Origin of the sequence: Paenibacillus sp. FSL H7-0714 (assembly GCF_038003765.1) — a bacterium.
Lineage (GTDB): Bacteria > Bacillota > Bacilli > Paenibacillales > Paenibacillaceae > Paenibacillus_AQ.
In genome coordinates, this window is record NZ_JBBOPT010000001.1 from 3,058,650 (window position 1) to 3,084,127 (window position 25,478).

The window sequence follows — 25,478 nt, forward strand, 5'->3', positions numbered from 1 at the left end:
GAAATGGTTTAACATTTTGACAACAGCATCATGATTGAAAGGGGATTAGACTATGTTCTCAGCATTGCGGGGCCAAACGGCCCTTGTAACTGGCGGCTCACGTGGCATTGGCCGTAGTATCGCGCTTGCTCTTGCAGAACACGGTGTAAAGGTGGCCGTGAACTATGCAGGAAGTGAAGCGGCGGCACAGGAGACTGTGGCTCGTATTGTCGAGCTTGGCTCGGAGGGTATTGCACTCCGTGGAGATGTCGGCAATAGTGAACAGGCCGAGAGCCTTGTGAAAGAGGTTCTTAATACCTGGGGACGTATTGACATTGTTGTCAATAATGCCGGCATTACTAGGGACAACCTGATTATGCGCATGAAAGAGGAAGAGTTCGATCAAGTGATTGAGACGAATCTGAAAGGTGTGTTTAATTGCCTTAAGGCAGCAACACGTCCGATGATGAAACAGCGCTATGGCCGAATCATTAATATTTCCTCGGTTGTGGGCGTGACAGGTAACCCTGGTCAGGCTAATTACTCTGCAGCTAAGGCTGGTGTCATCGGTTTAACGAAGGCATCGGCTCGTGAGCTTTCTTCGCGGGGCATCACCGTCAACTGTATCGCTCCTGGGTTTATTGATACAGATATGACGCGTGAGCTCTCTGAAGAGGTTCGCAGTGAGCTAGAGAAGGGCATTCCACTAGCTCGCCTTGGGCGTCCGGAAGAAGTAGCTATGACAGTTGTTTTCTTAGCTTCTGAAGGCGCCGCTTATATGACCGGCCAGACACTACACGTGGATGGCGGGATGTATATGTAATTCTCCTTTGAAAATATAAGAAAGTATAAGTTTCACACTATACTTTATCTTTATATTTCTTGCTTAAACACTTACCGTCCTTATAAGGACGCCGAAAGCGTTTATGCTTGGGAGAAATTACACTGTTTTAAAGATGAAATGTGAGGGATCAGGAAAGCGTTTTTTGCGGTCTATGGTATTTTGACCTCATATCTCGTATAATACCAAAAGAGGAGGTGAACCGGATGTCCGATGTATTAGAGCGTGTAAAACGCATTGTCATCGACCGCTTAGGTGCCGATGAAGCTGAGGTAACATTAGAAGCGTCTTTCAAAGATGATTTAGGTGCTGATTCTCTTGATGTAGTAGAATTGGTTATGGAATTGGAAGATGAATTCGACATGGAAATCTCTGATGAAGATGCAGAGACGATTACGACCGTGGGTGAAGTTGTGAAGTACATACAATCTCATACCTAGAGTCATATGATTGAGAGTCCCGTTCCAACTTGGGCGGGGCTTCTCCTCATTTATACAGCATTAAAGTTGTATTACAGGTTGCCATGTGCAGCTTCATAGGGATTATAACAGAACCGCGGAAGCTTTAATGATGCGGTGATCGCTGTTCATATAGTAATAATTTGCAGTATATAAGTACTGAATATAATGTATACAGCCTATAGATGGGGTGATTGTGTTTGAGTCATAGAGTGGTTGTAACCGGGATGGGCGTAATTACGTCACTGGGGAAAGACTTGGAGACGTTCTGGGATAATCTGATGAGCGGTAAATCAGGTGTATCGATGGTTGAAGCGTTTGATGTCAGTGAATACACTACGCAAATTGCTTCATCAGTTAAAGACTTTGATCCGGAGGCTCTTTTTGGCCGCAAGGAAGCCCGCAAAATGGACCGTTTTGTACAATTTGCAGTGGCTGCTGGTGAAGATGCATTGAGAGACAGTGGACTTAAGATCGGTGAAGATATCGATGCTGAACGGATCGGTGTATCTGTTGGTTCGGGTATCGGTGGTCTTGGTACTTGGGAAGACAATCATAATCTGTTGCTTGAAAAAGGGCCAAAACGGGTTAGCCCGTTCTTTATCCCGATGATGATCGCTAACATGGGTTCTGGGCAGCTGTCCATTAACCTCGGTGCAAAGGGACCGAATACGACTACAGTGACAGCCTGTGCTACAGGAAGTCATTCCATTGGGGAATCGTTCCGTCTGATTCAACGTGGAGACGCGGATGCTATGATCTGCGGTGGTTCGGAAGCGACCATTCGTCCAACAGGAATGGCAGGATTCTGTGCAATGAGAGCGATGTCCACTCGTAATGATGAGCCGGAGAAGGCTAGTCGGCCATTTGATGTAGATCGCGATGGTTTCGTTATGGGAGAGGGCGCTGGGATCTTGATTCTGGAATCCCTTGAACATGCTGAGAAACGTGGAGCGAAGATTTATGCTGAGGTAATTGGCTATGGTCTAAGCGCTGATGCTCACCATATGACTGAACCGGATCCAGATGGAGCAGCTCGCTGCATGAAGATGGCAATCCGTGATGCTGGTATCTCTCCTGAAGATATTGATTACATCAACGCACATGGTACTTCAACGCCTGTAGGAGATCGATCAGAAACGGCTGCTGTTAAGAAAGCATTAGGCGAACATGCCTATAAAGTAGCTATTAGCTCAACGAAATCCATGACAGGTCATCTTCTAGGTGCTGCTGGTGGAGTTGAAGCTATTATCTGCGGACTTTCTTTGCAAAAGGGCATGATTGCTCCAACAATTAATTTGGACAACCAGGACCCGGAATGTGATTTGGATTATGTACCAAATGTTCCACGTAAAGCGGATCTTGATATTGTAATGTCGAATTCGTTTGGATTCGGGGGACATAACGCAACAGTTATTCTAAAAAAATATAATCAGTAAGGGGACAGCGCGGTGAAAGGAGAACTGAAGCAGTTACAACAGCAACTTCAAATCCAATTTCACGATTCTGTGCTTCTGAAGCAGGCCTTTACCCATGCATCTTATGTGAATGAACACCGTTTCAATCAGCATCAGGACAATGAGCGTCTCGAATTTCTAGGGGATGCTGTACTGGAGCTGACGGTTTCTGAATATTTGTACAATCTGTTGCCAGATCGACCTGAAGGGGAACTGACCAAGCTACGTGCCGCTATCGTATGCGAGCCTTCGCTGGTTAAGTTCGCTGAGAGTTTAGGTTTTGGCCGTTATGTACTGCTGGGAAAAGGGGAAGAACTTACGGGCGGACGTACTCGCCCGGCCCTGCTGGCTGATGTGTTCGAATCCTTCGTGGGAGCGCTTTATCTTGACCAAGGACTGGAAACTGTACGGTCTTTTCTTGATAATCACGTATTTCCACTTGTGGAGACGGATGGGAAACTGCAAATGCAGATGACCGATTATAAGACGGAACTGCAAGAGCTAATTCAGCAGCACAATATGGGTACGTTGGAATATCGGATCATTGAAGAACGGGGACCCGCGCATGAGCGTGAATTCGTCTCTGAAGTGTTAATGACTAACCGTTCACTTGGTAAAGGGAGCGGCCGCTCGAAGAAGGAAGCAGAGCAGCAGGCTGCAGCAGCTGCACTGTTGCATCTGAAAGAAGATGGTGCCTGAATTTTGCATCATGTGGACAAGCGGAGGAGAGCAGCAAAGGTCTGAATACCGGCGTTTAGGCGGAGCTCAGACCGTTGCTGCTCTTTTTCGAAAGAATAGCCAAGCTTCATTTTGAAGCTATTTTAGGCGAATAAACGCTATGGTATAATGGGTCAGAGGTGATAGGCAAGTATGTTTTTGAAACGGATAGAATTAGCTGGTTTTAAATCATTTGCCGACAAAACAGAAATGGAATTTGTGCGCGGAATAACGGCCGTAGTGGGTCCGAACGGAAGCGGCAAGAGCAATATTTCTGACGGCATACGCTGGGTGCTCGGCGAACAGAGTGCTAAATCACTGCGTGGCGGCAAGATGGAAGATATTATTTTTGCCGGTAGTGACGCGCGTAAAGCTGTGAATTATGGTGAAGTATCACTTACGCTCGATAATGAGGATCACACGCTTCCACTGGATTTCAGCGAAGTTACAGTGACTCGGCGTGTTCACCGTAGTGGTGAGAGTGAATATTTAATTAATAAGCAATCCTGCCGACTGAAGGATATCACAGAGCTGTTCATGGATACCGGTATCGGGCGTGAGGCTTATTCGATTATCGGACAGGGTCGGATTGAAGAGATTCTGAGTACTCGTTCCGAGGATCGGCGAGGCATATTCGAAGAGGCATCGGGTATTGTAAAATATAAATCGCGCAAAAAAGATGCAAGTCGAAAGCTTGACGACACGGAGCAAAACTTGCTTCGTATTCACGATTTGATTAGTGAGCTTGAGGATCAGATTGGTCCCCTTAAGGATCAATCGGAGAAGGCCATTCGCTTTAAAGAGCTTCGGGAACAACTGAAGCATCAGGAAATTTCAGTCTATGTGCATCAGATTGAAGGCATTCATACAGCTTGGCAGGAAGGTAACGCTAAGCTCGAAACTTTAAAGGATGAGCAACTGGAGTTATCTACAGTTGTCTCTGCTCATGATGCGAAGCTGGAAAGCGGACGTGCTGAACTGCGCGCGTTAGAAGAACAGATCGAGAAGCAGCAAGAGCAATTGCTCCGTTATAGTGAAGCTTATGAGAAGAGCGAAGGTTACGGGGAAGTGTTGAAGGAACGCAAGCGTAATCTTGAGAGCAACCGTGAACAGTTAATGCTCACATTAGGTTCTGTAGGTGAGCGTTCTGCGGACCGACAGCGTGAGCTTGGGGATTTAGAAGCTAAGCTCGAAGCATCCCGGCTTAAGCTTGTTGAGCTTCGGAAACAGATCGAAGCGGAAGAGGCAAGACTCGAAGGTGTCGCTGACGGTATTAGTCAGAGCCAGGAGGAGAAGCTGAAAAGTGCTCTCCTGGAGTTAATGAACCTTATGGCGAATGCACGTAACGAAATTCGTTACGCGGATCAACAGAAGGAGAACCTGGAGCGTCGTATGAGCCGCAGTGAAGAAGAAAGCGGCAAATGGACTGCACGGCATGATGAGCTGTCTGCTAACCAGAAAGGGCTAAAAGACAAGATTGCCCAGCTTGGAAAAGAACTAAGCAATCTTCGTGGTGCTTATATTACTGAAAGTGAACAACTTAGTAAACGTCAGAAGCTGATTGAAGAGACGCAATCAGGTCTGAGAAAGTGGGAACAGAAGCGGGAAGCACAAGTCTCCCGTCACGAGACCATGAAAGAAATGCAGGATGATTTCGATGGCTTTATGCTTGGGGTTAAAGAAGTTCTCAAAGGAGCTCGTAAAGGACAGCTTAACGGTGTGCATGGTGCGGTTGCTGAACTCATCTCCGTTCCTGAGAAGCTGGAAATGGCTGTTGAGACTGCGCTGGGTGCATCGCTGCAACACGTGGTTATGGATAATGAGAGCGTGTCTCGTCAAGCGATATCTTTCCTGAAGCAACGTCAATTGGGACGAGCTACTTTTCTACCACTCGATGTTATCCGGCCACGCCAAATTTCCGGTAGCGACCGAGGAATGGTGGAAGATGCTGAAGGTTTTGTTGGAATTGGTTCCGAACTCGTTGGATACGATGATAAGTATGCAAGTATTGTTGGCAGTTTGCTTGGCAATGTAGTTATTGCTGAGAGCCTGGAGCAGGCTAACCGCATCGCCGCTAGATGCCAGTATCGTTATCGTGTGGTTACGCTAGAGGGTGATGTAGTCAATGCCGGGGGCTCCATGACTGGTGGTAGCCAGCATAAGAAGAACAATAGCTTACTTAGTCGTAAACGCCAGCTGGATCAGCTGAGCAGTGAGATCGAAGAGAGCGAGCGTCAAATTGTTAAGCTGAAACAAGGCATAGCCAGACTTCGTGAAGAGCAGGAGAACGCTAGCGTGAAGCTAGAGGACCTGCGCCGTGATGGTGATGAGAAGAGACTGGAAGAGCAACGTGTTTCTGGCGATTTGAAGCAGCTTGAACAGGAGCTTCGGCATGTGCAGGAACAAGTGGAAAGCACAGGCGCGGAACGTAGTGGCTTTGAAAGTGAGGTCCGCACGCTTGAGGAGACTCGGAAACAAGCCTCTGCTGAGCTTGAACGTCTCGAGAAGGAAGAGAAGGAAGCTCATGAGGGTATCCGTAATGCCGAATCGGCGCGTAAAGCGAATGAATCGGCTAAGGAAGAGCTTCAAGGCAAGCTGACCAGCATGAAAGTATCAGAAGGCAAGCTCGATCAGGAGATCTTTTCCTTGGAGGAACAATTACGCCGTCTAAGACAAGATGCGGGTTCACAGGATAAAGAGCTACGCCAAAATCGAAACCTGCTACATACGATCGAACAGGATTTGGCTAGCAATGCTTTGGAAACCGTGAAACAGAAAGAAGATTTGAATAGTTATCGTCTGAAGAAGGAAGAGACAGCCGGTACTTTGGATCTAGCTCGGGCGGAACGTTCAGCGTTAACCCGTAAGCTTGAGCTAGAGGAGGGCAAGACCAAGGATCAGCGTCAGGCACTTAGAGTCGTGGAGGACAAGCTGCGTTCTACTGAAGTTTCTGTGGGTCGTCTCGATGTTGAACTTGATAATATTCTTCGTAAGCTGAGTGATGATTACGAGCTAAGCTATGAACTAGCGAAGCAACGTTATCCTGTGCCCGAAGATGTGCCTGCCGCACAAGCGGATGTACAGCGTCTGAAACGTAGTATTTCTGCATTGGGCGAAGTGAACTTAGGTGCGATTGAAGAATATCAGCGTGTTCATGAGCGTTATACCTTCCTTAGTGGACAAAAAGATGACCTGGTCGAAGCCAAGACTACCCTGTATCAAGTTATCCGTGAGATGGAAGATGAAATGTCCAAACGCTTCAAACAGACCTTCGATGCGATCCGTAAACAATTCGGCACGGTATTCTCGAAGCTGTTCGGAGGCGGTCGAGCTGATCTCATGCTGCTGGATCCAGAACATATGCTTGAAACAGGTATAGATATCGTAGCCCAACCACCGGGTAAAAAGCTTCAAAACCTGCAGCTCCTATCTGGTGGGGAACGCGCCTTAACTGCGATGGCCCTCTTGTTTGCCATCCTGCAAGTGAAGCCGGTTCCGTTCTGCGTACTGGATGAGGTAGAGGCTGCGCTAGATGAGGCGAATGTCGTGCGTTTTGCACAGTATTTGCGTGAGTTCTCAGAACAAACGCAATTTATCGTCGTTACACACCGCAAAGGAACGATGGAAGAGGCGGATGTGCTCTACGGAGTAACGATGGAAGAAGGCGGAGTATCCAAGCTTGTCTCTGTACGTTTAGAGGATGAGGAAGCAGAGATCGCTTAACGGCTTGTCGAAATGGTGATTTTTTTAAGTATCTGCTTTCGAAGCGAGTTTTGTACGAAGTTAAATCAATGAAGTGTCGCTCACAAAACTTTTAGGAGGAAACAAATGAGCTTTTTCAGGAAGTTAAAAGAAAGCATTTCCGGCAAAACGGAAAGTGTAACCAAACAATTCCGCGACGGATTAGAGAAAACCCGTAAAGGCTTTGTCGAAAAGGTAGCAGACCTGATTATCCGCCGTAAAAAAATAGATGAAGAGTTCTACGAAGAGCTGGAAGAAATCTTGATTGGTGCGGACGTAGGTGTTAATACAGTAATGACACTTGTCGAGGATCTGCGCGCCGAAGTGAAGCAAAAGCGAATTGAAGATGCAGCAGAGCTGCAACCCATTTTGTCCCGTAAGCTCATGGAATTGCTGCGCGGCGATGACGATAACAGCCTGAAGGAAAATCCGGATGGCATTACAGTTATTTTGTTCGTTGGGGTAAATGGAGTAGGCAAGACGACTACGATCGGTAAACTAGCACATCGTTACAAACAAGAGGGTAAAAAAGTTCTTTTGGCCGCAGGGGATACGTTCCGTGCCGGAGCGATTGAGCAGCTCGAAGTTTGGGGTCAACGTGCTGGCGTAGACGTAATTAAGCAACAAGCTGGCTCTGACCCAGCCGCTGTTATGTTCGATGCTGTTCAAGCGGCTAAGCAGCGGAATGTAGATATCTTGATTTGCGATACGGCAGGCAGACTTCAGAATAAGAGTAATCTGATGGAAGAGCTCAACAAGATTTTCCGCGTTATTCAAAGAGAAATTCCTAGTGCTCCGCATGAAGTACTGATGGTGCTAGATGCGACCACAGGTCAAAATGCGCTTACTCAAGCCAAGCTATTTGGTGAAAAGAGTGGGGTAACAGGGCTCGTCTTGACGAAGCTGGATGGTACAGCTAAAGGCGGAATTGTAGTAGCCATTCGTCAGGAAATGAACTTACCAGTGAAGCTCGTAGGGCTCGGAGAAAAGATGGAAGACTTGCAGCCATTTGATTCTCAGCAGTTCGTGCATGCTCTTTTTGCCGGATTAATTGCTGAGGAAGAGTCAGAAGAATCGGAAGAGTAAGTGTAATCCATCCCTACACATAATCATAAAGAAGTCATATTTACAAGGAATGTCCTCGAAGCTATATTTAGTTTATGAGGGCATTCCTTTTTTATAAAATGTTTGTTAGTTGTTAATGTAGCGACCTCTAAGGAATTCTTAAAAAGTACAAATGCATCGCGTAGGGTATCCCTTTAAATAACAGCTTCCCCTCACTAATAAGCCTCCAGAAGCGATATTCTATAAATGAGGTACTGATAAATAAATTCCACTGTCCTATAATTGCACCTACAATAAGTCCTGCATTTACGAAATGAAATCCCTGTTCATTCTTTTGCAGTTGCAGAATTAAGGATAAAATGTCTTCGTCATAGTATGTTTCGGGTACATTCGTTAGCTGACCTTTGAACCATACTCGAAGCATATCCTCAGTGTTGCTGATTTCTTGCCACTCCAGCTCATACTGTTTTCTCTTCGCGGAGGTAAGGGGTTGCGTATTTTCGGTGTTTTTGATAATAGTTTGCACAGCTTCGTTTGGGAGCTGACCCAGAGACTGGGGAGATAAGCCCATGCTAAATTGTTCAGTAATCCCGGGAAGCTCCTCATAAGCTTCGACTGGATTTATAACATGAATAGGTTGCTTCCTCTCACTAAGAACAGAAAGTGCAAATCGTAAACCTGTCTGATCATGGGAGTTGTTTCCGCACCAAATAGTGATTTTTTTGTCCTCGGGAATTTCTTTTAAGGTCTGAATCATGGCTCCCAGTTTATGCTGGGGATTGAGATGATAACCCTGATCCGGAAATCGTTCTTGAAACCATAACTCACGGGCTTGACACCCTTCATCATTATGTAATTTGCACAGCGGTCCAGCAGAGAACGTCTCATTAAATGAAAGTACTCTTATTAAATGACGACTGCCTACACGACTAAGTGCTACCTTCATCGAACCAGCTTCTGACAAACCAAATAAAAGATAAATATGCTTCCGCCTAGCCTCTTCCTGCTCCATGGTCATAGTATATTTGTGATCCATTTGTTCACTCTCCTAACGCTCCAAATTATACCATATAACTGAAATTACTTTCCCAGACAACTATATAAAAAAACCAACATATGAAAAATTCATAATAGTAATGCTTGTCACTACTCCTGCATACAATTCAATGAAGAAACTACATTTCAGCTCCGGCAACCTATATAAGAGAGAAAGGAAGCGATTCCAAAACACGGAAATATTCAGAGATCACATTTCTCTGTTATATATATTGACATCGGCAATAGAATTTACGTATTATGGGAATACAAAACAATATTTTCATGGATATTTTCAGAAATTAAAGTATAGGTTGTTAGTAAAGATAACATTATCGAAAGGAGTCGGACTCATGTCCAAATTAGATCCTCTGCCAGGTCTGTCTCCGTATCCGCTGCAACATTTTTTCGATGAAATGTATGCAGATAAGAGAAATGTCCGGCCGCATTACAGACATGTGAATCGCATGTTTTCCGGAATGAGCTCCGAAGAGCTGCAGGGTAAGCAGAATTTGATGCAGCGCAGGATGATGGAGGAAGGAATTACTTTTACGCTATACAATCCGGCTCAGGATCATCCCATGGAGCGTACGATTCCCTTCGATATGATTCCACGCATTATTCCTAAGAATGAATGGGAGAGGCTAGAGGCTGGAATTATTCAGCGTATCACGGCTTTGAATCTGTTCATTCATGATATCTACCATGAGCAGTACATCGTAAAGGATGGAATAGTCCCAAGGCGTATGATCATCTCCAACTGTTATTTCCGGCCAGAAATGACTGGTCTAAGGGTGCCTGGTGGAGCCTACATCACTACCTCGGGAATCGATCTGATTCGCCATCATGATGGGCAATATTATGTGCTTGAAGATAATCTACGAACGCCTTCAGGTTTTTCATATCTTTTTAAAGGCAGAACCCTTATGAATCAGTTGTTTCCTGAATTGTCCTTTGCCAGCTCCATCCGAGATGTTGATCATAGCTTGAATCGCTTCTTATCCGTTCTACGTAGTTTATCACCCTCACGAAAGTCAGATCCGGTTATAGCACTTCTTACACCTGGGGAATACAATTCTGCTTATTATGAGCATGCTTTTCTAGCACAACAGATGGGTATACATTTGGTTGAAGGACGAGATTTGGTTGCAAAGGATCACAAAATATATTTGAAAGAAATGAACGGACTTCGCCGCGTAGATGTATTATATCGCCGTTTGGATGATGATTTCATCGATCCGTTAGCTTTTCAGCCGGATTCACTTCTAGGGGTGGCGGGTCTGATGAATGCGTATCGGGCAGGGAATGTAGCGATTGCTAATGCCCCGGGGACTGGTGTTGCTGATGATAAAGCGATGTATGTCTATGTACCGGATATGATTCGTTATTATCTGAATGAAGAACCGATTCTTGGGAATGTCCCGACCTATCTGCTAGGCAGGCCTGATGAACGTTTATATGTCCTTGAGAACCTATCTGAAATGGTTGTTAAGGAAACCTCTTTATCCGGGGGATATGGAATGTTGATCGGAAGCGAAGCTACGAAAGAAGAACTCGCTGAATTTCGAATGAAGATTATCGCAGATCCGGAGCGTTATATTGCGCAGCCGATCATGTCTCTATCTAGAGCACCGGTATTGTCAGGAGGAACAATGGCACCGAGACATATCGACCTTCGAGCTTTTGTATTAATGGGTGCTGACCGTAAGCCACATGTTATCCCTGGGGGATTGACACGGGTGGCTATGAAAGAAGGGTCTTTGGTCGTAAACTCCTCGCAAGGTGGTGGCGTAAAAGATACTTGGGTCATGGCTTGATACAACCTAGTGAGGCTTGTTGATGATTAACAAAATGCAGCATCAATTTGTTAAATAAGGGAGTGGCTGGAGATGCTGAATCGAAATGCTGAAGCTTTGTTCTGGATCGGCAGATATATTGAAAGGGCAGAGAATCATGCGCGGCTAATCAATGTTCATTATCATATCCAGCAGGAAGAGGATTTTCATGAAGAAGGACATAAATGGTCAAGGTTAATCGATGCGCTAGGCGTTCGAGGTGAATATATGCAGCAGTTCGAAACCTTTTCCGAGCAGGATGTCCTATCTTTCATCACACTTGATTTAGGCAATTCTAATTCATTATTCTCTTGTGTACATCATGCCAGAAATAATCTGCGAACACTCCGTCAGCAGCTTCCAAGTGAATTATGGGATGTTGTCAACAGCTTCAACCTATGGCTTGGTGAGCGGTCTGTTGCAGATATTATGAGCGGCCCACATCAGTTCTATCAGCAGGTTAAGGAGCGTACAGCCATGTTTCTCGGAGCAGAGCAGTCGGTAATGCTTAGAGGGAATGAGTGGCATTTCATTGAGAGCGGACGGTTTCTAGAGCGGGCAGAGAATACAACTCGTATCTTGCAGGCGGTCATTGCCTCATGCCGATTTAAGGAGCTTGACGCGGTTTATACTCAGTTGCAGGCGGTGCTTAAATCCGTTAGTGGGTACCAGGCGTTTCGCCGTTATTATGCAGATGCTATGTCCCCGGAGAGCATTTTAGATTTCTTGATTGCGAATCCCAAATTTCCGCGTTCCATTCGTTTTTCTTTTCATCAGCTGGAAGAGCATTTAGCAAAGCTTGAACTAGATCCCTCAGAGAAAGGTTCAGGTCATGAGAAGGTTATCCGGCAAGCGGGTAAGCTAAAAGCAGAGCTGGATTATATGGAAAAGGAAGAAATGTCCGGCGAGCTTGTGGAAGATGTGCTTAAATCGCTGGTGATATCCTGTCAAAAACTTGGTAAAACAATGGAGGGCGCCTTTTTTCGGCGAGAAGGAGTGTCTGTATGAAGATTCAAATCAATCATACCACCACATACAGCTATCCAGAGCCGGTTACGGACAGTGTCAATGAGATCAGACTCACGCCACGCACGAATTATCGCCAATCCTGTTATCACCATGAAGTGGATATTTACCCGCCAGCCAATCTATTAACCTATGAGGATTTCTTCGGGAATCGGGTCCATGCCTATTCGGTTAATAAGCCGCATGCGGAGATGGTCATCCACACTAAAGCTACTGTAGTTACACTGGATAAAGCTCAGGGGACAGATCTCCCGAGAACATCTCTTGAAGAACAAATTAGATTGTTAAGTGACGAGGGATTTCAGAACCGTTATATTGAGTTTATTTTGCCGACTCGTTATACCGAGGTGACGCCTGAATTAGTGGAATTTGCCTCACAATACCCTTTTAATGAAGCAGAGGATATGTATGAATGGATTCTTAAATTATCGGCGACGATTTATGAACAGTTCACCTATGACCCTGAGGCTACAAGTGTAAATACTACGGTAAAAAAAGCACTGAAGCTTAAACGCGGTGTATGTCAGGATTATGCTCATCTAATGATTGCTGTCTGCCGTAGTGTCGGTCTGCCTTCCAGATATGTAAGTGGATATCATTTTGTTGGTGATCTGCAAGGGAGTAATGCTAATTTTGAGCAAGCCTCTCATGCTTGGGTGGAGACTCACATTCCGGGTACAGGTTGGCTTGGTTTCGATCCGACGAATAATGTTGAGGTCAATTGGCGTTACATTAAGTTAGGTCACGGACGGGACTACAAAGATATTGTACCTGTAAAAGGTGTATATCGTGGTGGAGCAGGCACTCTGACCGTGAAAGTGGATGTGCGGAAGCTGGACAATTAGATGTATAGATCTAGATGAAACTCTCAGTTCAAGCTTTTGAACGGGGAGTTTTTTTGTGAAGATGATTCCAGTGTACATGTATTTGGGTAATCTTGATCCATAGTACATCACTAAGAGATCTTAAGGGAGAGATTACATATGAGTCCAAACATAGCTAAGAAACAAAGATTTATTGGAAAAACTGCAATTATAACAGGAGCGGGCTCAGGAATTGGTCGGGCTACCGCTATTAAGCTGGCGAGGGAAGGTGCTAATGTAGCGCTTTTTGATTTGAATCTTGAACGTACCTCATCTTTGGCGGATAAGCTAAACAAGTTTCGCAAAGATTGTGCATTGGCCATAGAGGTAGACACTTCGGATGAAAAAGGGATGGAGGAAGCCGTGCGCAGGACAGTCGAACAATTCGGCGGCTTAGATGTAGTATTCGCTAACGCGGGAATCAATGGTGCGGTGGGACCAATAGAGGAACTGAGCCTGAGTGATTGGGAGCGCACGATGTCGGTGAACTTGACGGGGACCTTTTTGACCTTGAAATATACGATCCCTCATCTGAAGGATAAAGGGAAAGGTAGCATTATCATCACTAGCTCCATCAATGGGAATACTAGATTTGCCAGCTTTGGGTGGTCTACGTATAGTACTACCAAAGCTGGACAGGTAGCTTTTGCCAAAATGGCTGCACTTGAGCTAGCTAAGTTTAAAATTCGAGTGAATGTGATCTGCCCCGGGGCGATTGCTACCAATATAGATGAAACCACTGAAATGAACGAAGAAGTAGAAGCGATCGTCATTCCGATTGAATTTCCCGATGGTGCGCAGCCGCTGGCGGATGGGCCGGGTAAACCGGATAATGTTGCCGATCTAGTTTCTTTTTTGGCTTCCGATGAATCTATTCATATTACAGGTGCGCAAATTGTGATTGATGGAGCAGAATCCTTATTGTCCTAATTTAGAGATCGCTTCCCGGTATCGTTCATACCAAACGTTCCATTCAGCTTTTCGTGACTCCAGCGTCGTACCATCCAGAAGATGCTGGATCACGTCCAGACATACATGCCAGCCAGCTAAATCTCGGGGTGTGTGTGGCGTGAGCGTTCGGATCGTTTCATTCAAGACGAGTAGGCAACCTTCTGAATTAGGATATAGTTCAAAGCGAACAGAATCTTCAGCCCACGTAAATTCAAGAACAGATTCATGTTGCAAGGCGGTAATCGTCATTTCCTCAAAGGTTCCGTCTTGCATATCAAACTTGATTAATCCACCTTCACGCAGGTCTTCAACACGTAATTCAGTGAACCATAAAGCAAGCTTCTCATTCTCTGTCAGAAAGGACCAGATTTTTGATGCGGGATGTTTTAATTGACGTTCGAAACGAGCGACATAATGATCATCAGTTTTTTTGAGGTTAGCTATCATGTTATATTTCTCCTTTGGACTACTGCTGTAGTCCTTTTTTTATTGTTTAGGAAATTATACAATACAAAAAAATGTGGATAACTCCGAAGAAAGAGGAAGGAGGGGTGAACGTGAAGAAGCAGGAGACATGAAATAAACGAGGAGTCATCCGTCAGATTCTAAAAACCGAGCGGACCTTATATCCTCCGAAATGCATGTTTTAGTCGAGCCTACGGACAAATGTATGCGAAAAACCGAATACAAATGTGCCGCCAGTAACGTAAATGAGCCAAATGTATGCGAAAAATCGAATACAATGTGCCGACGGTAACATAAACGAGCCAAATGTATGCGAAAAATCGAATACAATGTGCCGCCGGTAACGTAAACGAGCCAAATGTATGCGAAAAACCGAATACAATGTGCCGCCGGTAACGTAAATGAGCCAGCGCTGTTATTCGCCTCAGATCACCCGGGAAGGGGCTTGTTATTAGGGAATAAGTGCAATACGGTCCGTCCCTAATATATGTGCTCATTTCATCGAAATAAGCCATTCGGTCCGTAAGCGGAACCTCACTACGAAGGTGTATATGGATACGAGTATGGAATTACGGATGTACTCAGCTTGTAACTCAACCTCCAAGGACGACGTCAGGCGTTTTTCTTGTTGAGTTGAGGCTTATTAGAACGAGTATAACAATTGTTCGCATGAAAAAAAACTATTGTACGGTTTGGTTAGGCGTCTGTAATATGTTGCGGACAGGGAGCAGAGAATGATGGTGTAGCAGAATGAATTGAATTTGCGGAATGGGGACTCTTGAGTCCTGAGCGATCTGCGGAGGCGAATATGAGGATGCGCAGACTTTTCGGACTGCATAGCTCTTATTTCCACAATTTCTATTAAAAATAGGGTGTATTTGCGTGAATAGGTGCAGCTGAGTCCGATAGTGTAGCAAAATAGCCTGAAATTGCGAAATAAGGGCTCCTTAGTCCGAACGATCTGCGATGACGAGGAAGATTCATAGAACGGAGAAGGATCGCCTTTTATAAGAATGCATTGCGGCAGTTTGATGTAAATCTACAGTTATTTATGCTAAAATAGACGCAATTCTGCTTACCATACTTTTGCTTAGGCGGGATAGATCATAGTAGTGGTATTGGTGAAGGAGGCTGCGTATATGGGGATGATGTCCTGGCTGGTTGAGCAGCGGATTCAGGAATCTATGCGTAATGGGGAATTTGGAGATTTACCTGGGCATGGCAAGCCAATGGAGCTTGAGGATTTATCGGGCGTGCCAGAAGAATTACGCATGTCTTTCAAAATTATGAAGAATTCCGGGCTGGTGCCCGAGGAAGTATCTTTGCGTGCAGAATGCATCACCCTCGAAGGGCTGCTTGCTGCCTGCCACAATAGCGGAGGCACTGAAACTAGTGAGGGCAAGGCAATTCGGGCAAAATTGTCTTTGAAAAGGCTGCGTCTGCAAGAGCTTCTGCGTGAACGAGGCTTAGATAGTAATCCTGCTTTTATGCAATACAGTGTTCAAATACACGAACAGATAATCAGGGAAGAAGAATAACGCTTATTAGGGTCCTGTTGTATGGACATGAGGATAAATAGTGTGAAATAAAGGCAGCTCTTAGTCCATAAAGAGACGAAAGAGCTGCCTTTTTGCGTGCTTCGCTTCACAAGTGTATTTCATTTTACTTGCTTGAAATATACCCATTCTGGATCACCATCGTCTAAATTCTCAATGATTCCGCTTCTTGCAAATCCTAGAGAAAGACACACTTGCTGCATGATCGTATTGGATTCATTGGTGGAAGTAAACAGCTTGGGGGTTGGAGAGTGTTCTTCAATGTAACGAATAAGTGCACCGGCAATGCCAAGACGTCTGAAATTGGGATTCACAATTACGAGCTGAATAAAACAGCATTCGAAAAAAGTGGTATCGTAACAAGCAAAACCGACAGGCTCACTGTTAATCGATGCTACAACACATTGCTCATTTAGAATATATTGTTCGATTTTAGGTTTGCGAATTTCGCTGCCAATGACCATGCTATCGATCTTGCTGAGTATAGATAAATCTGAAATAGTGGCTTTAGTTACGAGCATTTTAGAAAGTCTCCTTTTTTATAACATAAGAAAGTTATACTTGAAATGGTAAGTACAGATTTTCTTGATCTTTGAAGTTTTTTCGCACATGATGAATAGGGTTTAGACCACATCAAAGGAAATCATAACATATTATTACAAACGATGGAGAGATATAATGAAACAGCTTCCAATTATACAGGTGCTTCCAGACCTGAAACACATACTTCGCTCAACACGGGCAGCTGTTCTGATCGCAGAACCCGGTGCGGGCAAAACAACTGGAACGCCTCCGGCATTTCTGGACGAGCCATGGATGGCTGGTAAAAGCATTCTTATGCTTGAGCCTAGAAGACTTGCCGCTAGATCAGCTGCAACTTACATGGCGTCCAATCTTGGAGAAAGTGTTGGACAGACGGTAGGTTATCGGATGCGGAACGACACTAAGGTAGGCAAGAATACACGAATTGTTGTAGTGACTGAAGGTGTCTTAACGAGGATGCTTCAGAGTGATCCATCACTAGGGGATGTGGGTCTGATTATTTTTGATGAGTTCCATGAGCGTAGTCTACATGCGGATCTGGGACTAGCTCTGGCGCTGGAAGCGCAGGCAGTGCTGCGTGATGATCTTCGGATTCTGATTATGTCAGCAACACTGGATAGTGAACGGGTCTCGGTTATGCTGGGCGATGCGCCAGTAGTTGATTGTCCGGGACGAACCTATCCGGTGGAAACTATTTATACCCCAACTACAGGGAATCTTCCGATTGAAAAATCGGCCACAGCCGCAGTGAGACATGCGCTTGCTGAACAGCCGGGAGATGTACTTGTATTCTTGCCGGGTGAACGGGAGATTCGCAGAACCCAAAATGAATTGGAACATGGAAAACTGCCTGACGGGATAGTGCTTCGTCCTTTATACGGACAATTACCACAGGCTATGCAGGATGCTGCAGTGGCTCCATCCATAAACGGCGAACGTAAAGTCGTACTAGCGACCTCCATTGCGGAGACAAGCTTGACGATCGAAGGTGTGCGAACGGTAATTGATACAGGGCTGCGTCGTACGCAGATTTTCTCTCCGCGTACGGGAATGCCAAGTCTTACGACGGTTCCGGTATCGAAAGCCTCTGCCGATCAGCGGCGAGGACGGGCCGGGCGGACAGCTCCGGGCGTATGCTACAGGCTGTGGAGTCAGGAGGAGCATAATCGCCTTCCGGATGATAATGTGCCGGAGATTATGGAGACGGATCTTGCGCAGCTCGCTTTGGAGCTGGCGCTGTGGGGCGTGCGCGATCCTGCCGCGCTAGCTTGGCTTGACACGCCGCCCGCTGCGCCTTATGCGCAGGGCACCGCGCTGCTGTGCCAGCTCGGCGCGCTGGACGCCGGCGGCGCCATCACGCCGCACGGCCGCAGCATGGCCGCGCTTGGCGCGCACCCGCGAGCCGCGCATATGCTGCTGCGCGCGGCAGAGCTTGGTGCAGCACCGCTCGCCTGCCGGCTGGCGGCGTTGCTGCAAGAGCGGGACCTGTTCAAGGGTCCCGCGGCACTAGATTGCGACCTCACGCTCCGCGTAGAGGCGCTGTTCCGGTTCGAACGCTCCGCCGATACGGGCGGAGCGGACCCTGCGGCTCTGCGCGCGGTGGTGCGCGAGAGCCGCAATTTCCTGGCGCAGCTGCAAGCAGCGCCGGGCGGGACCGTGAACGACATCAGCCTCTGCGGGCTGCTTCTGTCGTTCGCCTATCCCGACCGTATCGGGCAGAAACGCGGTGATGGCGCGTTTCTGCTCTCTGCCGGTCGTGGCGTGGCCATGCGGGAAGGGCAACCGCTGGCCCGATCCGCTTATATTGTGGCCGCGTCTGTTGACGATCGAGCCACACAAGGTGCAATCTTGCTGGCAGCTGAGCTAGAAGAAGGACAACTGCTTAAATATCATATAGATCACATCACAGAGGATTCTGACGTGTATTGGGATAAAGTAAGTGGAAGTGTGAAGAAACGCCGCCGAACGCTGCTTGGCGCTCTTGTCTTAAAAGAAACGTCACATGAAAGACCCTCCGCAGAAGAAACAGCGAAAGTACTGCTAACTGTAATCGCAGAGGATGGGATTGATATCTTACCGTGGGAAAAGGGACCTCTGCAGCTTCGTGAGCGGCTAATGTTTATGCACGCCTTACGTTCAGATTGGCCGGATGTCTCTGATGAAGCATTAATTGAGACGCTTGATGAATGGCTATTACCTTACATTCACGGTATGCGTAACTTGCGCGACCTTCAGCGAATCCCGTTATCCCGTGCGCTTGAGGGGTTGCTGGACTGGAATCAGCGACAGCTTCTTGAACAGGAAGCGCCGACACATATAACAGTTCCTAGTGGTTCGCGTGTGCCCGTGGACTATGCTAATCCAGCTGCTCCCGTACTGGCGGTACGATTACAAGAGATGTTTGGACAGATAGACACCCCTAGAATTGGTGGGGGAAAGGTACCTGTTTTACTTCATCTTTTGTCACCGGCAAGAAGGCCGATGCAGGTGACTTCTGACCTTGCAAGCTTTTGGCGTGGCACTTATTTTGAGGTTAAAAAGGATCTAAAAGGACGTTATCCTAAGCACTATTGGCCAGACGACCCCTTGCAAGCAATTCCGACCAATCGAGCACGTCCCAAGAAATAATAGGGTCCTTCGTGCACTTGAAATTTTAATTAGATGTTTTGTCTTCAGCTTACAGGGTAATTAACTAGCGAAGACAATTACTAAGGAGGGCTTCAAGTGACTAAAAAAATCGTAGGTATCTTTGATACAGAACAAGAAGCAACCAGAGCAATTGAAGGACTTCACAATCAAGGGTTTAGTAATGATGAAATATCAGTAATCACACGTGATCGCGATGAGCTAAGACATATTTCGGATGATACAGGCACAAAAGCTCCCGAGGGTGTTGCAACAGGTGCAGCTACAGGCGGCGTATTGGGTGGTGTTACCGGACTGCTAGCAGGTATCGGAGCGCTCGCAATTCCGGGGATTGGTCCTATTCTGGCAGCGGGACCTATTGTGGCAACGTTAACAGGTGTAGCCGTGGGTGCAGGTGCAGGTGGCTTAGTTGGTGGCTTGATCGGTCTTGGCATTCCTGAGGATGAGGCAAAAGAGTACGAAGGATACGTTGAAAGTGGCAAGATCCTTGTGCTTGTTGAGGATAATGGACGAGGGTATCAAGCGCATGATGTGTTCCGAGACAATCGCTCACTAAATGCGCAGCGTTACGAAGGCGTCTATAACGAAGACACTCGACTAGGTAATTCGATGGCTAACAGAGCAGACCGAACGGCTGAAGTTTACAACCGAGATAAAATTTAAAATGTTAATCGACCTACTTTTACTATAAACAATCCATTAAAGACTGCACCTCCTAGCGATAAGCTGTGAGGTGCAGTCTTTATTATACATGTGGTATGGTATGGATAATAATCCAAATTATAATTGGGATTTTGAGAAGTAACTAGCAATCTTTATACTTAGAGGCTGTTCTTAAGGAGGGCTTAGATGAAGATATTTGTAGCCGGTGCAGCGGGCGTGATTGGACGGCTATTGCTACCTAAGTTATTAGAAGCGGGCATGAGGTTGTCGGAATGACCCATAAGGAAGAAAATAGAGCATTTATTGAGATGTGTGGAGCGCAGGCGGTAGTCGCGGATGTCTTCGATCGAGAGGCCGTATTTGCGTCCATTCACAAAGCACAGCCAGAAGTGGTTATTCATCAGCTAACTTCACTAAGTCAGCGGAATTTCTCAGATAATTCGAGGATAAGAATAGAAGGAACACGAAATATTGTGGATGCTTCCCTTGCAGCAGGCGTGGAGCAAATCATTGCACAAAGTATTTCTTGGGCTTATGAAGCTGGAGAGGAGCCAGCTACGGAGGAAACTCCTTTAGATCTGAAGGCTTTAGAGCCTCGGATAAGAACGATTGAAGGTATATGCTCATTAGAGAAAGCAGTTGCCGAGATCCCCAATCATGTGATCTTGCGGTATGGAATGTTGTACGGCCAAGGAACTTGGTATGACACTAATGGCTATATGACAGAGGAAATTCGTCAAGGACGAGTGACAGCGACAGATGCAGTTGTATCATTCCTACATGTGGAGGATGCAGCTAACGCGGCGGTGCTTGCTCTGAACTGGCCTTCAGGTCCTGTGAACATCGTAGACGACGAGCCTGCTAATGGATTGGATTGGTTATCAGCTTATTCAGATACCATAGGTGCTCCTGCTCCTAATGTTCAAGAAGGCAGAGCAGGATGGGAACGCGGAGCCTCCAATACGAAAGCTCGAATGGATTACGAATGGAGTCCACTGTACCCGTCATGGAGGTCAGGATTTGCTCGGAGCTTGAATGTCCAGAGTGAATGAATTCAGCTACTGAAAGGAAGTGCAGTATGAGTTTACTTCTTGTGATTTTGTTCTTTATTGGTTTAATCATGATGATTAGCAATCAATATGCGATGATCAAGAAAATGGACGAAATGAATGAGTCACTAAGTGAAATTAATAATAAACTTGGCTAGCAAAAGTTGAAAAGGAGTGATGACGTGGGGGTAATAAAAAATTTCTCTCTAGTGGTCGTGAATTTAATCGCGGATCTATGGTTTGGAATCGTACGAAAACCTGAATTTTATGATAATCACACGGTTACTAGAACAAAAAGAGGGTATGTCCTATTTGTAACGTTAGCAGGTATTATCGCTGTGGGAACCGCCATTTGGCTATGCTCTAGAATTTATTGAGGATAAGACTGCCAATAGGCAGTTTTTTTTAATTATAAGGTTTCTCCTTATATATTGGACTTCCAGATGCAATTACACTTGCTGTAGTTTAGTAAATAATCATTATAAGTGTTTATTACCAATCATTTACTTTAAGAAGTGATACTATGGAAGATAGAAGGTGAAGTAGCAGCGAGGAGGAATTGTACATGCAATTAATGGGATGGTCTGAGGATGAAATATCTTATGAGTTAAGTAATGATTATTCAATTCGTAAGGCTGAATCGGAAGAGTGGGGAGTGTATTGCTCCATTTATTATAATATTCAATATATTGGCTTTTTTAGAGAAGATGGGTTCAATTCTGCCCAAAAGAATGCTTTTTGGATCTATAAAGGGGAGGCGAAAATAGGTGGAGTAAGGATGTCGCCTAATCGGATCTATCATTTATTTGTTATTCCACCTTTTAACGATACATTTGTGGTGCTTAAACTTCTAAAAAAGCTTTTGATCTATTGGTCTGACCGAACGGAGCCTATAAAAACCTTCGAGGTTCTACCGGATCAAGTTCATTTATTTGCGCGGGCAGGATTTTGGCCTGATGAGTTCAGATGTCGCTGGATGCAGCGTCCTACAGATCATTTTGAGGTGGAATGGAACGAAGAATTTAGAATTGAAAGTCCACAGATCGAAGAGGATGGAAAAGGAGCTAAACGCTTTATTCTTGAAGATCAGATCGCCGAATGCAGCTACGCTAGCTTTGCCGGAAGTCTCGAAGCGACTAGAAGAAAGCAATTTTCCTATGAAGATTTTATTCCAAGTGAAGAACCGAATTATACGAATGAAGCATTACTTACCGCGTCAACGCTTGTGTATGATAGGAAATCGGGACAGTTAATTGCGAATTGTCTCTTGGGCTTACAAGGAGATTACGCAGCAGTTTATAGTATTGGTGTAATGCCTGGTTATAGAGGCAAAGGGATAGCGACACTGATGTTGAAAAGAGGACTAAGTCTCCTTAAAGATAAGTATCCTCTCCTTAGATTATATGTCATGGAAGGTAATGACGCGGAGTCTGTTTATACAAATCTAGGATTTGTTCCTGGAGTACAAGAGATACAGAGCATGTATATTCCTGTAATGGATTAGCAAACAAATCATAATGGTTACTTAGACACCTGCCTAGAACTTAAAATGTGTTTTCTTAATAGAATGTTGTGAAGTTCATGTTTATAGGGAGGTTCACAACAGATGGTAAAGAAAAAAGCTACTCTAAAGAAGAAAACATTATATTCTCAATATGCGCAGAAACATGTACATGAATTTGAAGGTAGTACGAAATTGGCTGAAGAAGGTGCAGATCGACATAACCATCGCTTTGCAGGTGTTACGGGGCAGGCGATTCGAGTAGGGAATAGCCATATTCATGAAATTGATCTTAGTAGAACTGATTTCTTGAACCACTTTCATAATCTGAAAAAGATAAGAACAGGCCCTGCTATTTCAGTCGGAAATGGCAAACACGTACATTTTGTATCTGGCCAAACTACATTAAATGATGGTCATGTCCATCGATTCAATTTCGCAACATTGATTCAAGCTCCACTTGTTTAATGAATAAATCTGGTATGAAATGAAGCTCTGAAGGAATGAAAGAGCAAATAAAAAAAAGGCTGCCGGATGGCAGCCTTCTTCATTCTATCTAGGCATGTGAGGTTATGGGAAACATGAAATGTTTAGGTAGTTCTTTTAAAAATGGACGTACAAATAACGTATCCTCACTCTGGGGAATTAATGCTGACTCTATGTGATCTATGGCATAATCTGGTGTGAAATAAAAATGTATAACCTCCGTTTCAGGAGAAATAATGCTATTCAATATCGCGTTAATATCTATACTTTTAGTACTGATAATATCAAAAATATGAAGCTGATGCTCCTCATGTCTAAAGACCACTACGACGTCAGCTTCTTCAATATAGTAAAAAGAATCATGGAAAGGAAGGATAAAATAAAACAGCAGCTGATGTTCATTGTTTACAACGCTGAGTATAGAGGACACCGGAACTTTTTCTTCAGCGAATTTTTTTATTATGGTGAAATCAACGGAGTTATTCATAGATAAGGGACGCACAGAGAAGATTTTAGACGTTTGATTTCTAAGATTAGAAGCGTTAATCGAAAAGCTGCTTTCTTGCATACGTTCAAATCCGAATTTAGGATAAAAGTCCAAAGCACTGTCGTTTGCAAATAAGTAAATGAAGTCATATTCATGTTCGTATTTCGCGATAATTTGATCTATTAATTTCCTGGATAATCCTTGCATGCGATAATCAGGATGTGTCATTACAGTGCCAATTTGAATGGCGTTATACTCTTTTTGATTTATGAGAATCGTCATTTTGTTTATGGACGCATTAGCGATCACATGGTCCCCATCGATATAGGAATAACAAATATACTTGTCACTCCAGCCTCCTTGTTCATACCATGGCGAGAAATCAATCCCGAAGATTGATTTAGCTAAGGCATTAAAGCTTTCTTTATATTTTTCGATATGCTTATAATCACTGACCAATTGGTAATCACTCATAAGTTTGCCTCTTTTCCAAAGTGTTTTTCATAGTCACGTTTAATGGTTATATCTTACTACATGGTTATAAAGTAATGTTTATTATAAAAAAACAATCCCAATATTATTTGGAGGCTAGAAAATGAGAGAGATAGATTATAGCAATTATTACTGGAAAGACGAGAAAATAAGATTACGATCAATACAAGAAGGGGATTGGGAAGGCTATTATACGAATCGTTTTGATACCCCAGCACGACGACTCTTACAATGTGCAGTTGAACTACCACCCACCATTGCCGAAGCTAAAAATTTTGCGGAGACTTACGCTGAATTCTCATCCGATAGACTAATGTTTACGATCGAAGATTTGCATGGTGAAAATGTTGGCGGCGTAAATCTCAATAGCATTGACGAGAAAAATGGTACGTTCAGCATTGGTGTGCAGGTGGATAAAGATCATCGAGGTAAAGGGTATGGAACGAGAGCTATAACCATCCTCTTAAAATATGCTTTTTTCGAGCGACGGCTAAATAAATTCAATGAATGTGCGCTTGAAGGTAATGAAGGTTCTATAGGGATGTTAAAGAAAGTCGGCTGTGTGCAAGAGGGCGTGCGGCGGAAAGTCATTTACACGAACGGACGATATTATGATTTGATATTGTTTGGATTGACGAAGGAAGAATTTATGGAGAAAAACAGAGATGAGCAATCATGAGCGCAATCGCTCGATTAAGGGATTTTCGAGTGGTATAGTCCGTTCTACAAAATCCTAAATCCGTAGAACTCCCATTATGTGGGAGTTTTTTTGTGGATTTTACTTACTATACAGAGACATAAAATGTAAGTTTATAGTCAATTATTTGATTTGTATTTTTAATTGTAGATATTTGGAAAGCGTTTTCGTATTGAACGATATCCGCTATTATAAGAGGGTAACTAAAAATATGAAAGTTCAGTGTAAAATAGCATCTAAGGAAAAGAGGGCTACGTATGAATATTTTAATTATTGAAGACGATCCCAGCATTCAAATGCTGCTAAAATTGAGCTTAGAGGTGGAAGGGTATCAGACGAAAGCTGTAGGAACGGTGACTAAGGCGTGGGATGAACTTGGAACATGGTCTGCCGATTTAATACTGTTAGATCTTATGTTACCTGACCGTTCCGGGTTCGAGCTTCTTCAAATGCTTCAACAACAGTATAAGTCAGTCCCGGTAATCGTGCTCACCGCTAAGAATGAAATGAATGATAAAATCCTTGGCTTTCAGTTGGGAGCAGACGATTATCTAACGAAACCTTTTGAGACAAGGGAACTTATCGAGCGCATTAAGGCAGTTATGAGACGAATGAAGATGGTGGCGCCTCCTGAAGTGATCAAGATTGGACCTATTGAAATTGATAAGAATGGACGTACTTGTAAGATAGGGGAACAATGGCTTAAGACAACTAGTAAAGAGTTTGACTTCATGTGGCTCTTATGTGCTCATCCTAAGAAAGTTTTCACTCGCGAAGACTTGCTTGATCAGGTCTGGGGTTATGATTATTATGGGCATACAAGATCCGTGGACATGGTGGTAAACCGTCTTCGGGAGAAAATGAAACCCAACGAGCATCTGATCGCCACTATACATGGGACAGGCTATAAGCTGGAGGTATAGAA

The 25,478-nt window shown here is 44.7% G+C and carries 23 protein-coding genes and 1 pseudogene; 20 read left to right on the plus strand and 4 right to left on the minus strand.

The window, feature by feature from the left end; genetic code table 11:
* Positions 1-52: 52 nt before the first annotated feature.
* The 6 genes from fabG to ftsY all read left to right on the plus strand — a co-directional run bounded on the left by fabG (position 53) and on the right by ftsY (position 8,279).
* On the plus strand, positions 53-802 hold the full coding sequence (gene fabG, locus NST34_RS13610; protein WP_042187706.1) for a 3-oxoacyl-[acyl-carrier-protein] reductase: 750 nt from the start codon (positions 53-55) through the stop codon (positions 800-802).
* 224 nt (positions 803-1,026) lie between these two features.
* Positions 1,027-1,260 carry an acyl carrier protein gene (locus NST34_RS13615; protein WP_036686493.1) on the plus strand — a complete coding sequence of 78 codons (234 nt, stop codon included), beginning with the start codon at positions 1,027-1,029 and terminating at the stop codon, positions 1,258-1,260.
* 218 nt (positions 1,261-1,478) lie between these two features.
* The gene (gene fabF, locus NST34_RS13620; RefSeq protein WP_076282776.1) at positions 1,479-2,717 is read left to right on the plus strand and encodes a beta-ketoacyl-ACP synthase II; all 1,239 of its coding nucleotides are present in this window, start codon (positions 1,479-1,481) and stop codon (positions 2,715-2,717) included.
* A gap of 12 nt (positions 2,718-2,729) precedes the next feature.
* Positions 2,730-3,434, plus strand: coding sequence for a ribonuclease III (gene rnc, locus NST34_RS13625; RefSeq protein ID WP_042127220.1), 705 nt, complete (start codon positions 2,730-2,732; stop codon positions 3,432-3,434).
* A 171-nt stretch (positions 3,435-3,605) separates the two neighbouring features.
* Positions 3,606-7,175: a chromosome segregation protein SMC gene (smc, locus tag NST34_RS13630; RefSeq protein ID WP_149644311.1), complete on the plus strand. Its 3,570-nt coding sequence runs from the start codon at positions 3,606-3,608 to the stop codon at positions 7,173-7,175.
* 105 nt (positions 7,176-7,280) lie between these two features.
* Positions 7,281-8,279, plus strand: a complete 999-nt coding sequence (gene ftsY / locus NST34_RS13635) for a signal recognition particle-docking protein FtsY (protein ID WP_042187710.1) — start codon at positions 7,281-7,283, stop codon at positions 8,277-8,279.
* 127 nt (positions 8,280-8,406) lie between these two features.
* On the opposite strand, the gene NST34_RS13640 is transcribed toward ftsY, so the two are convergent.
* Positions 8,407-9,294 (minus strand): DUF1835 domain-containing protein, encoded by an 888-nt coding sequence (locus tag NST34_RS13640; protein ID WP_341127997.1) that lies wholly within the window; start codon positions 9,292-9,294, stop codon positions 8,407-8,409.
* Between the two features lie 352 nt (positions 9,295-9,646).
* Here NST34_RS13640 and NST34_RS13645 point away from each other — a divergent pair, with 352 nt between their 5' ends.
* The 4 genes from NST34_RS13645 (at position 9,647) to NST34_RS13660 (ending at position 13,947) form a co-directional block, all read left to right on the plus strand.
* On the plus strand, positions 9,647-11,110 hold the full coding sequence (locus tag NST34_RS13645) for a circularly permuted type 2 ATP-grasp protein (RefSeq protein ID WP_076282773.1): 1,464 nt from the start codon (positions 9,647-9,649) through the stop codon (positions 11,108-11,110).
* 72 nt (positions 11,111-11,182) lie between these two features.
* Positions 11,183-12,136 carry an alpha-E domain-containing protein gene (locus tag NST34_RS13650; RefSeq protein WP_076282772.1) on the plus strand — a complete coding sequence of 318 codons (954 nt, stop codon included), beginning with the start codon at positions 11,183-11,185 and terminating at the stop codon, positions 12,134-12,136.
* Entirely contained in the window at positions 12,133-12,999 is an 867-nt protein-coding gene (locus NST34_RS13655) for a transglutaminase family protein (RefSeq protein ID WP_341127998.1), read from the plus strand. Before NST34_RS13650 ends, NST34_RS13655 begins: the two co-directional genes overlap by 4 nt.
* 138 nt (positions 13,000-13,137) lie before the next feature.
* Positions 13,138-13,947: an SDR family oxidoreductase gene (locus NST34_RS13660; protein WP_042187718.1), complete on the plus strand. Its 810-nt coding sequence runs from the start codon at positions 13,138-13,140 to the stop codon at positions 13,945-13,947.
* Here NST34_RS13660 and NST34_RS13665 read toward each other — a convergent pair.
* Positions 13,936-14,415, minus strand: a complete 480-nt coding sequence (locus NST34_RS13665; protein WP_341127999.1) for an SRPBCC family protein — start codon at positions 14,413-14,415, stop codon at positions 13,936-13,938. The two genes, NST34_RS13660 and NST34_RS13665, sit on opposite strands and share 12 nt — an antisense overlap.
* 1,157 nt (positions 14,416-15,572) lie before the next feature.
* On the opposite strand from NST34_RS13665, the gene NST34_RS13670 reads away from it, so the two are divergent.
* A complete protein-coding gene (locus NST34_RS13670; RefSeq protein ID WP_341128000.1) occupies positions 15,573-15,971 on the plus strand; it encodes a DnaJ family domain-containing protein in 399 nt (132 codons plus the stop codon).
* A gap of 119 nt (positions 15,972-16,090) precedes the next feature.
* Here the strand turns inward: NST34_RS13670 and NST34_RS13675 are convergent, their stop codons facing one another.
* The gene (locus NST34_RS13675) at positions 16,091-16,510 is read right to left on the minus strand and encodes a GNAT family N-acetyltransferase (RefSeq protein ID WP_340969159.1); all 420 of its coding nucleotides are present in this window, start codon (positions 16,508-16,510) and stop codon (positions 16,091-16,093) included.
* 157 nt (positions 16,511-16,667) lie between these two features.
* On the opposite strand from NST34_RS13675, the gene hrpB reads away from it, so the two are divergent.
* The 7 genes and pseudogenes from hrpB to NST34_RS13710 all read left to right on the plus strand — a co-directional run bounded on the left by hrpB (position 16,668) and on the right by NST34_RS13710 (position 22,859).
* Positions 16,668-19,160, plus strand: a complete 2,493-nt coding sequence (gene hrpB / locus NST34_RS13680; protein ID WP_341128001.1) for an ATP-dependent helicase HrpB — start codon at positions 16,668-16,670, stop codon at positions 19,158-19,160.
* A 96-nt stretch (positions 19,161-19,256) separates the two neighbouring features.
* Positions 19,257-19,841: a general stress protein gene (locus tag NST34_RS13685; RefSeq protein ID WP_042187728.1), complete on the plus strand. Its 585-nt coding sequence runs from the start codon at positions 19,257-19,259 to the stop codon at positions 19,839-19,841.
* Positions 19,842-20,027: 186 nt separating this feature from the next.
* A pseudogene (locus NST34_RS13690) lies at positions 20,028-20,893 on the plus strand (NAD-dependent epimerase/dehydratase family protein).
* A 26-nt stretch (positions 20,894-20,919) separates the two neighbouring features.
* Positions 20,920-21,048 carry a hypothetical protein gene (locus NST34_RS13695; RefSeq protein ID WP_256716254.1) on the plus strand — a complete coding sequence of 43 codons (129 nt, stop codon included), beginning with the start codon at positions 20,920-20,922 and terminating at the stop codon, positions 21,046-21,048.
* Between the two features lie 24 nt (positions 21,049-21,072).
* On the plus strand, positions 21,073-21,267 hold the full coding sequence (locus NST34_RS13700) for a hypothetical protein (protein WP_076286428.1): 195 nt from the start codon (positions 21,073-21,075) through the stop codon (positions 21,265-21,267).
* A gap of 188 nt (positions 21,268-21,455) precedes the next feature.
* A complete protein-coding gene (locus NST34_RS13705) occupies positions 21,456-22,394 on the plus strand; it encodes a GNAT family N-acetyltransferase (RefSeq protein ID WP_341128002.1) in 939 nt (312 codons plus the stop codon).
* A gap of 102 nt (positions 22,395-22,496) precedes the next feature.
* Positions 22,497-22,859, plus strand: a complete 363-nt coding sequence (locus NST34_RS13710; protein WP_339270920.1) for a YmaF family protein — start codon at positions 22,497-22,499, stop codon at positions 22,857-22,859.
* Positions 22,860-22,947: 88 nt separating this feature from the next.
* On the opposite strand, the gene NST34_RS13715 is transcribed toward NST34_RS13710, so the two are convergent.
* Positions 22,948-23,838, minus strand: a complete 891-nt coding sequence (locus tag NST34_RS13715) for a GNAT family N-acetyltransferase (protein WP_341128003.1) — start codon at positions 23,836-23,838, stop codon at positions 22,948-22,950.
* 121 nt (positions 23,839-23,959) lie between these two features.
* Here NST34_RS13715 and NST34_RS13720 point away from each other — a divergent pair, with 121 nt between their 5' ends.
* Together NST34_RS13720 and NST34_RS13725 are read left to right on the plus strand one after the other, a co-directional pair.
* The gene (locus NST34_RS13720) at positions 23,960-24,535 is read left to right on the plus strand and encodes a GNAT family N-acetyltransferase (protein WP_341128004.1); all 576 of its coding nucleotides are present in this window, start codon (positions 23,960-23,962) and stop codon (positions 24,533-24,535) included.
* Between the two features lie 275 nt (positions 24,536-24,810).
* A complete protein-coding gene (locus NST34_RS13725) occupies positions 24,811-25,476 on the plus strand; it encodes a response regulator transcription factor (RefSeq protein ID WP_076286423.1) in 666 nt (221 codons plus the stop codon).
* Positions 25,477-25,478 lie beyond the last annotated feature (2 nt).

Bases quoted from the DNA above. Each gene is read 5' to 3' on its own strand.
- fabG (WP_042187706.1), top strand. From the start codon at position 53: ATGTTCTCAGCATTGCGGGGCCAAACGGCCCTTGTAACTGGCGGCTCA.
- NST34_RS13615 (WP_036686493.1), top strand. From the start codon at position 1,027: ATGTCCGATGTATTAGAGCGTGTAAAACGCATTGTCATCGACCGCTTA.
- smc (WP_149644311.1), top strand. From the start codon at position 3,606: ATGTTTTTGAAACGGATAGAATTAGCTGGTTTTAAATCATTTGCCGAC.
- ftsY (WP_042187710.1), top strand. From the start codon at position 7,281: ATGAGCTTTTTCAGGAAGTTAAAAGAAAGCATTTCCGGCAAAACGGAA.
- NST34_RS13640 (WP_341127997.1), bottom strand. From the start codon at position 9,294: ATGGATCACAAATATACTATGACCATGGAGCAGGAAGAGGCTAGGCGG.
- NST34_RS13645 (WP_076282773.1), top strand. From the start codon at position 9,647: ATGTCCAAATTAGATCCTCTGCCAGGTCTGTCTCCGTATCCGCTGCAA.
- NST34_RS13650 (WP_076282772.1), top strand. From the start codon at position 11,183: ATGCTGAATCGAAATGCTGAAGCTTTGTTCTGGATCGGCAGATATATT.
- NST34_RS13655 (WP_341127998.1), top strand. From the start codon at position 12,133: ATGAAGATTCAAATCAATCATACCACCACATACAGCTATCCAGAGCCG.
- NST34_RS13660 (WP_042187718.1), top strand. From the start codon at position 13,138: ATGAGTCCAAACATAGCTAAGAAACAAAGATTTATTGGAAAAACTGCA.
- NST34_RS13665 (WP_341127999.1), bottom strand. From the start codon at position 14,415: ATGATAGCTAACCTCAAAAAAACTGATGATCATTATGTCGCTCGTTTC.
- NST34_RS13670 (WP_341128000.1), top strand. From the start codon at position 15,573: ATGGGGATGATGTCCTGGCTGGTTGAGCAGCGGATTCAGGAATCTATG.
- NST34_RS13675 (WP_340969159.1), bottom strand. From the start codon at position 16,510: ATGCTCGTAACTAAAGCCACTATTTCAGATTTATCTATACTCAGCAAG.
- hrpB (WP_341128001.1), top strand. From the start codon at position 16,668: ATGAAACAGCTTCCAATTATACAGGTGCTTCCAGACCTGAAACACATA.
- NST34_RS13695 (WP_256716254.1), top strand. From the start codon at position 20,920: ATGAGTTTACTTCTTGTGATTTTGTTCTTTATTGGTTTAATCATGATG.
- NST34_RS13705 (WP_341128002.1), top strand. From the start codon at position 21,456: ATGCAATTAATGGGATGGTCTGAGGATGAAATATCTTATGAGTTAAGT.
- NST34_RS13710 (WP_339270920.1), top strand. From the start codon at position 22,497: ATGGTAAAGAAAAAAGCTACTCTAAAGAAGAAAACATTATATTCTCAA.
- NST34_RS13715 (WP_341128003.1), bottom strand. From the start codon at position 23,838: ATGAGTGATTACCAATTGGTCAGTGATTATAAGCATATCGAAAAATAT.
- NST34_RS13720 (WP_341128004.1), top strand. From the start codon at position 23,960: ATGAGAGAGATAGATTATAGCAATTATTACTGGAAAGACGAGAAAATA.
- NST34_RS13725 (WP_076286423.1), top strand. From the start codon at position 24,811: ATGAATATTTTAATTATTGAAGACGATCCCAGCATTCAAATGCTGCTA.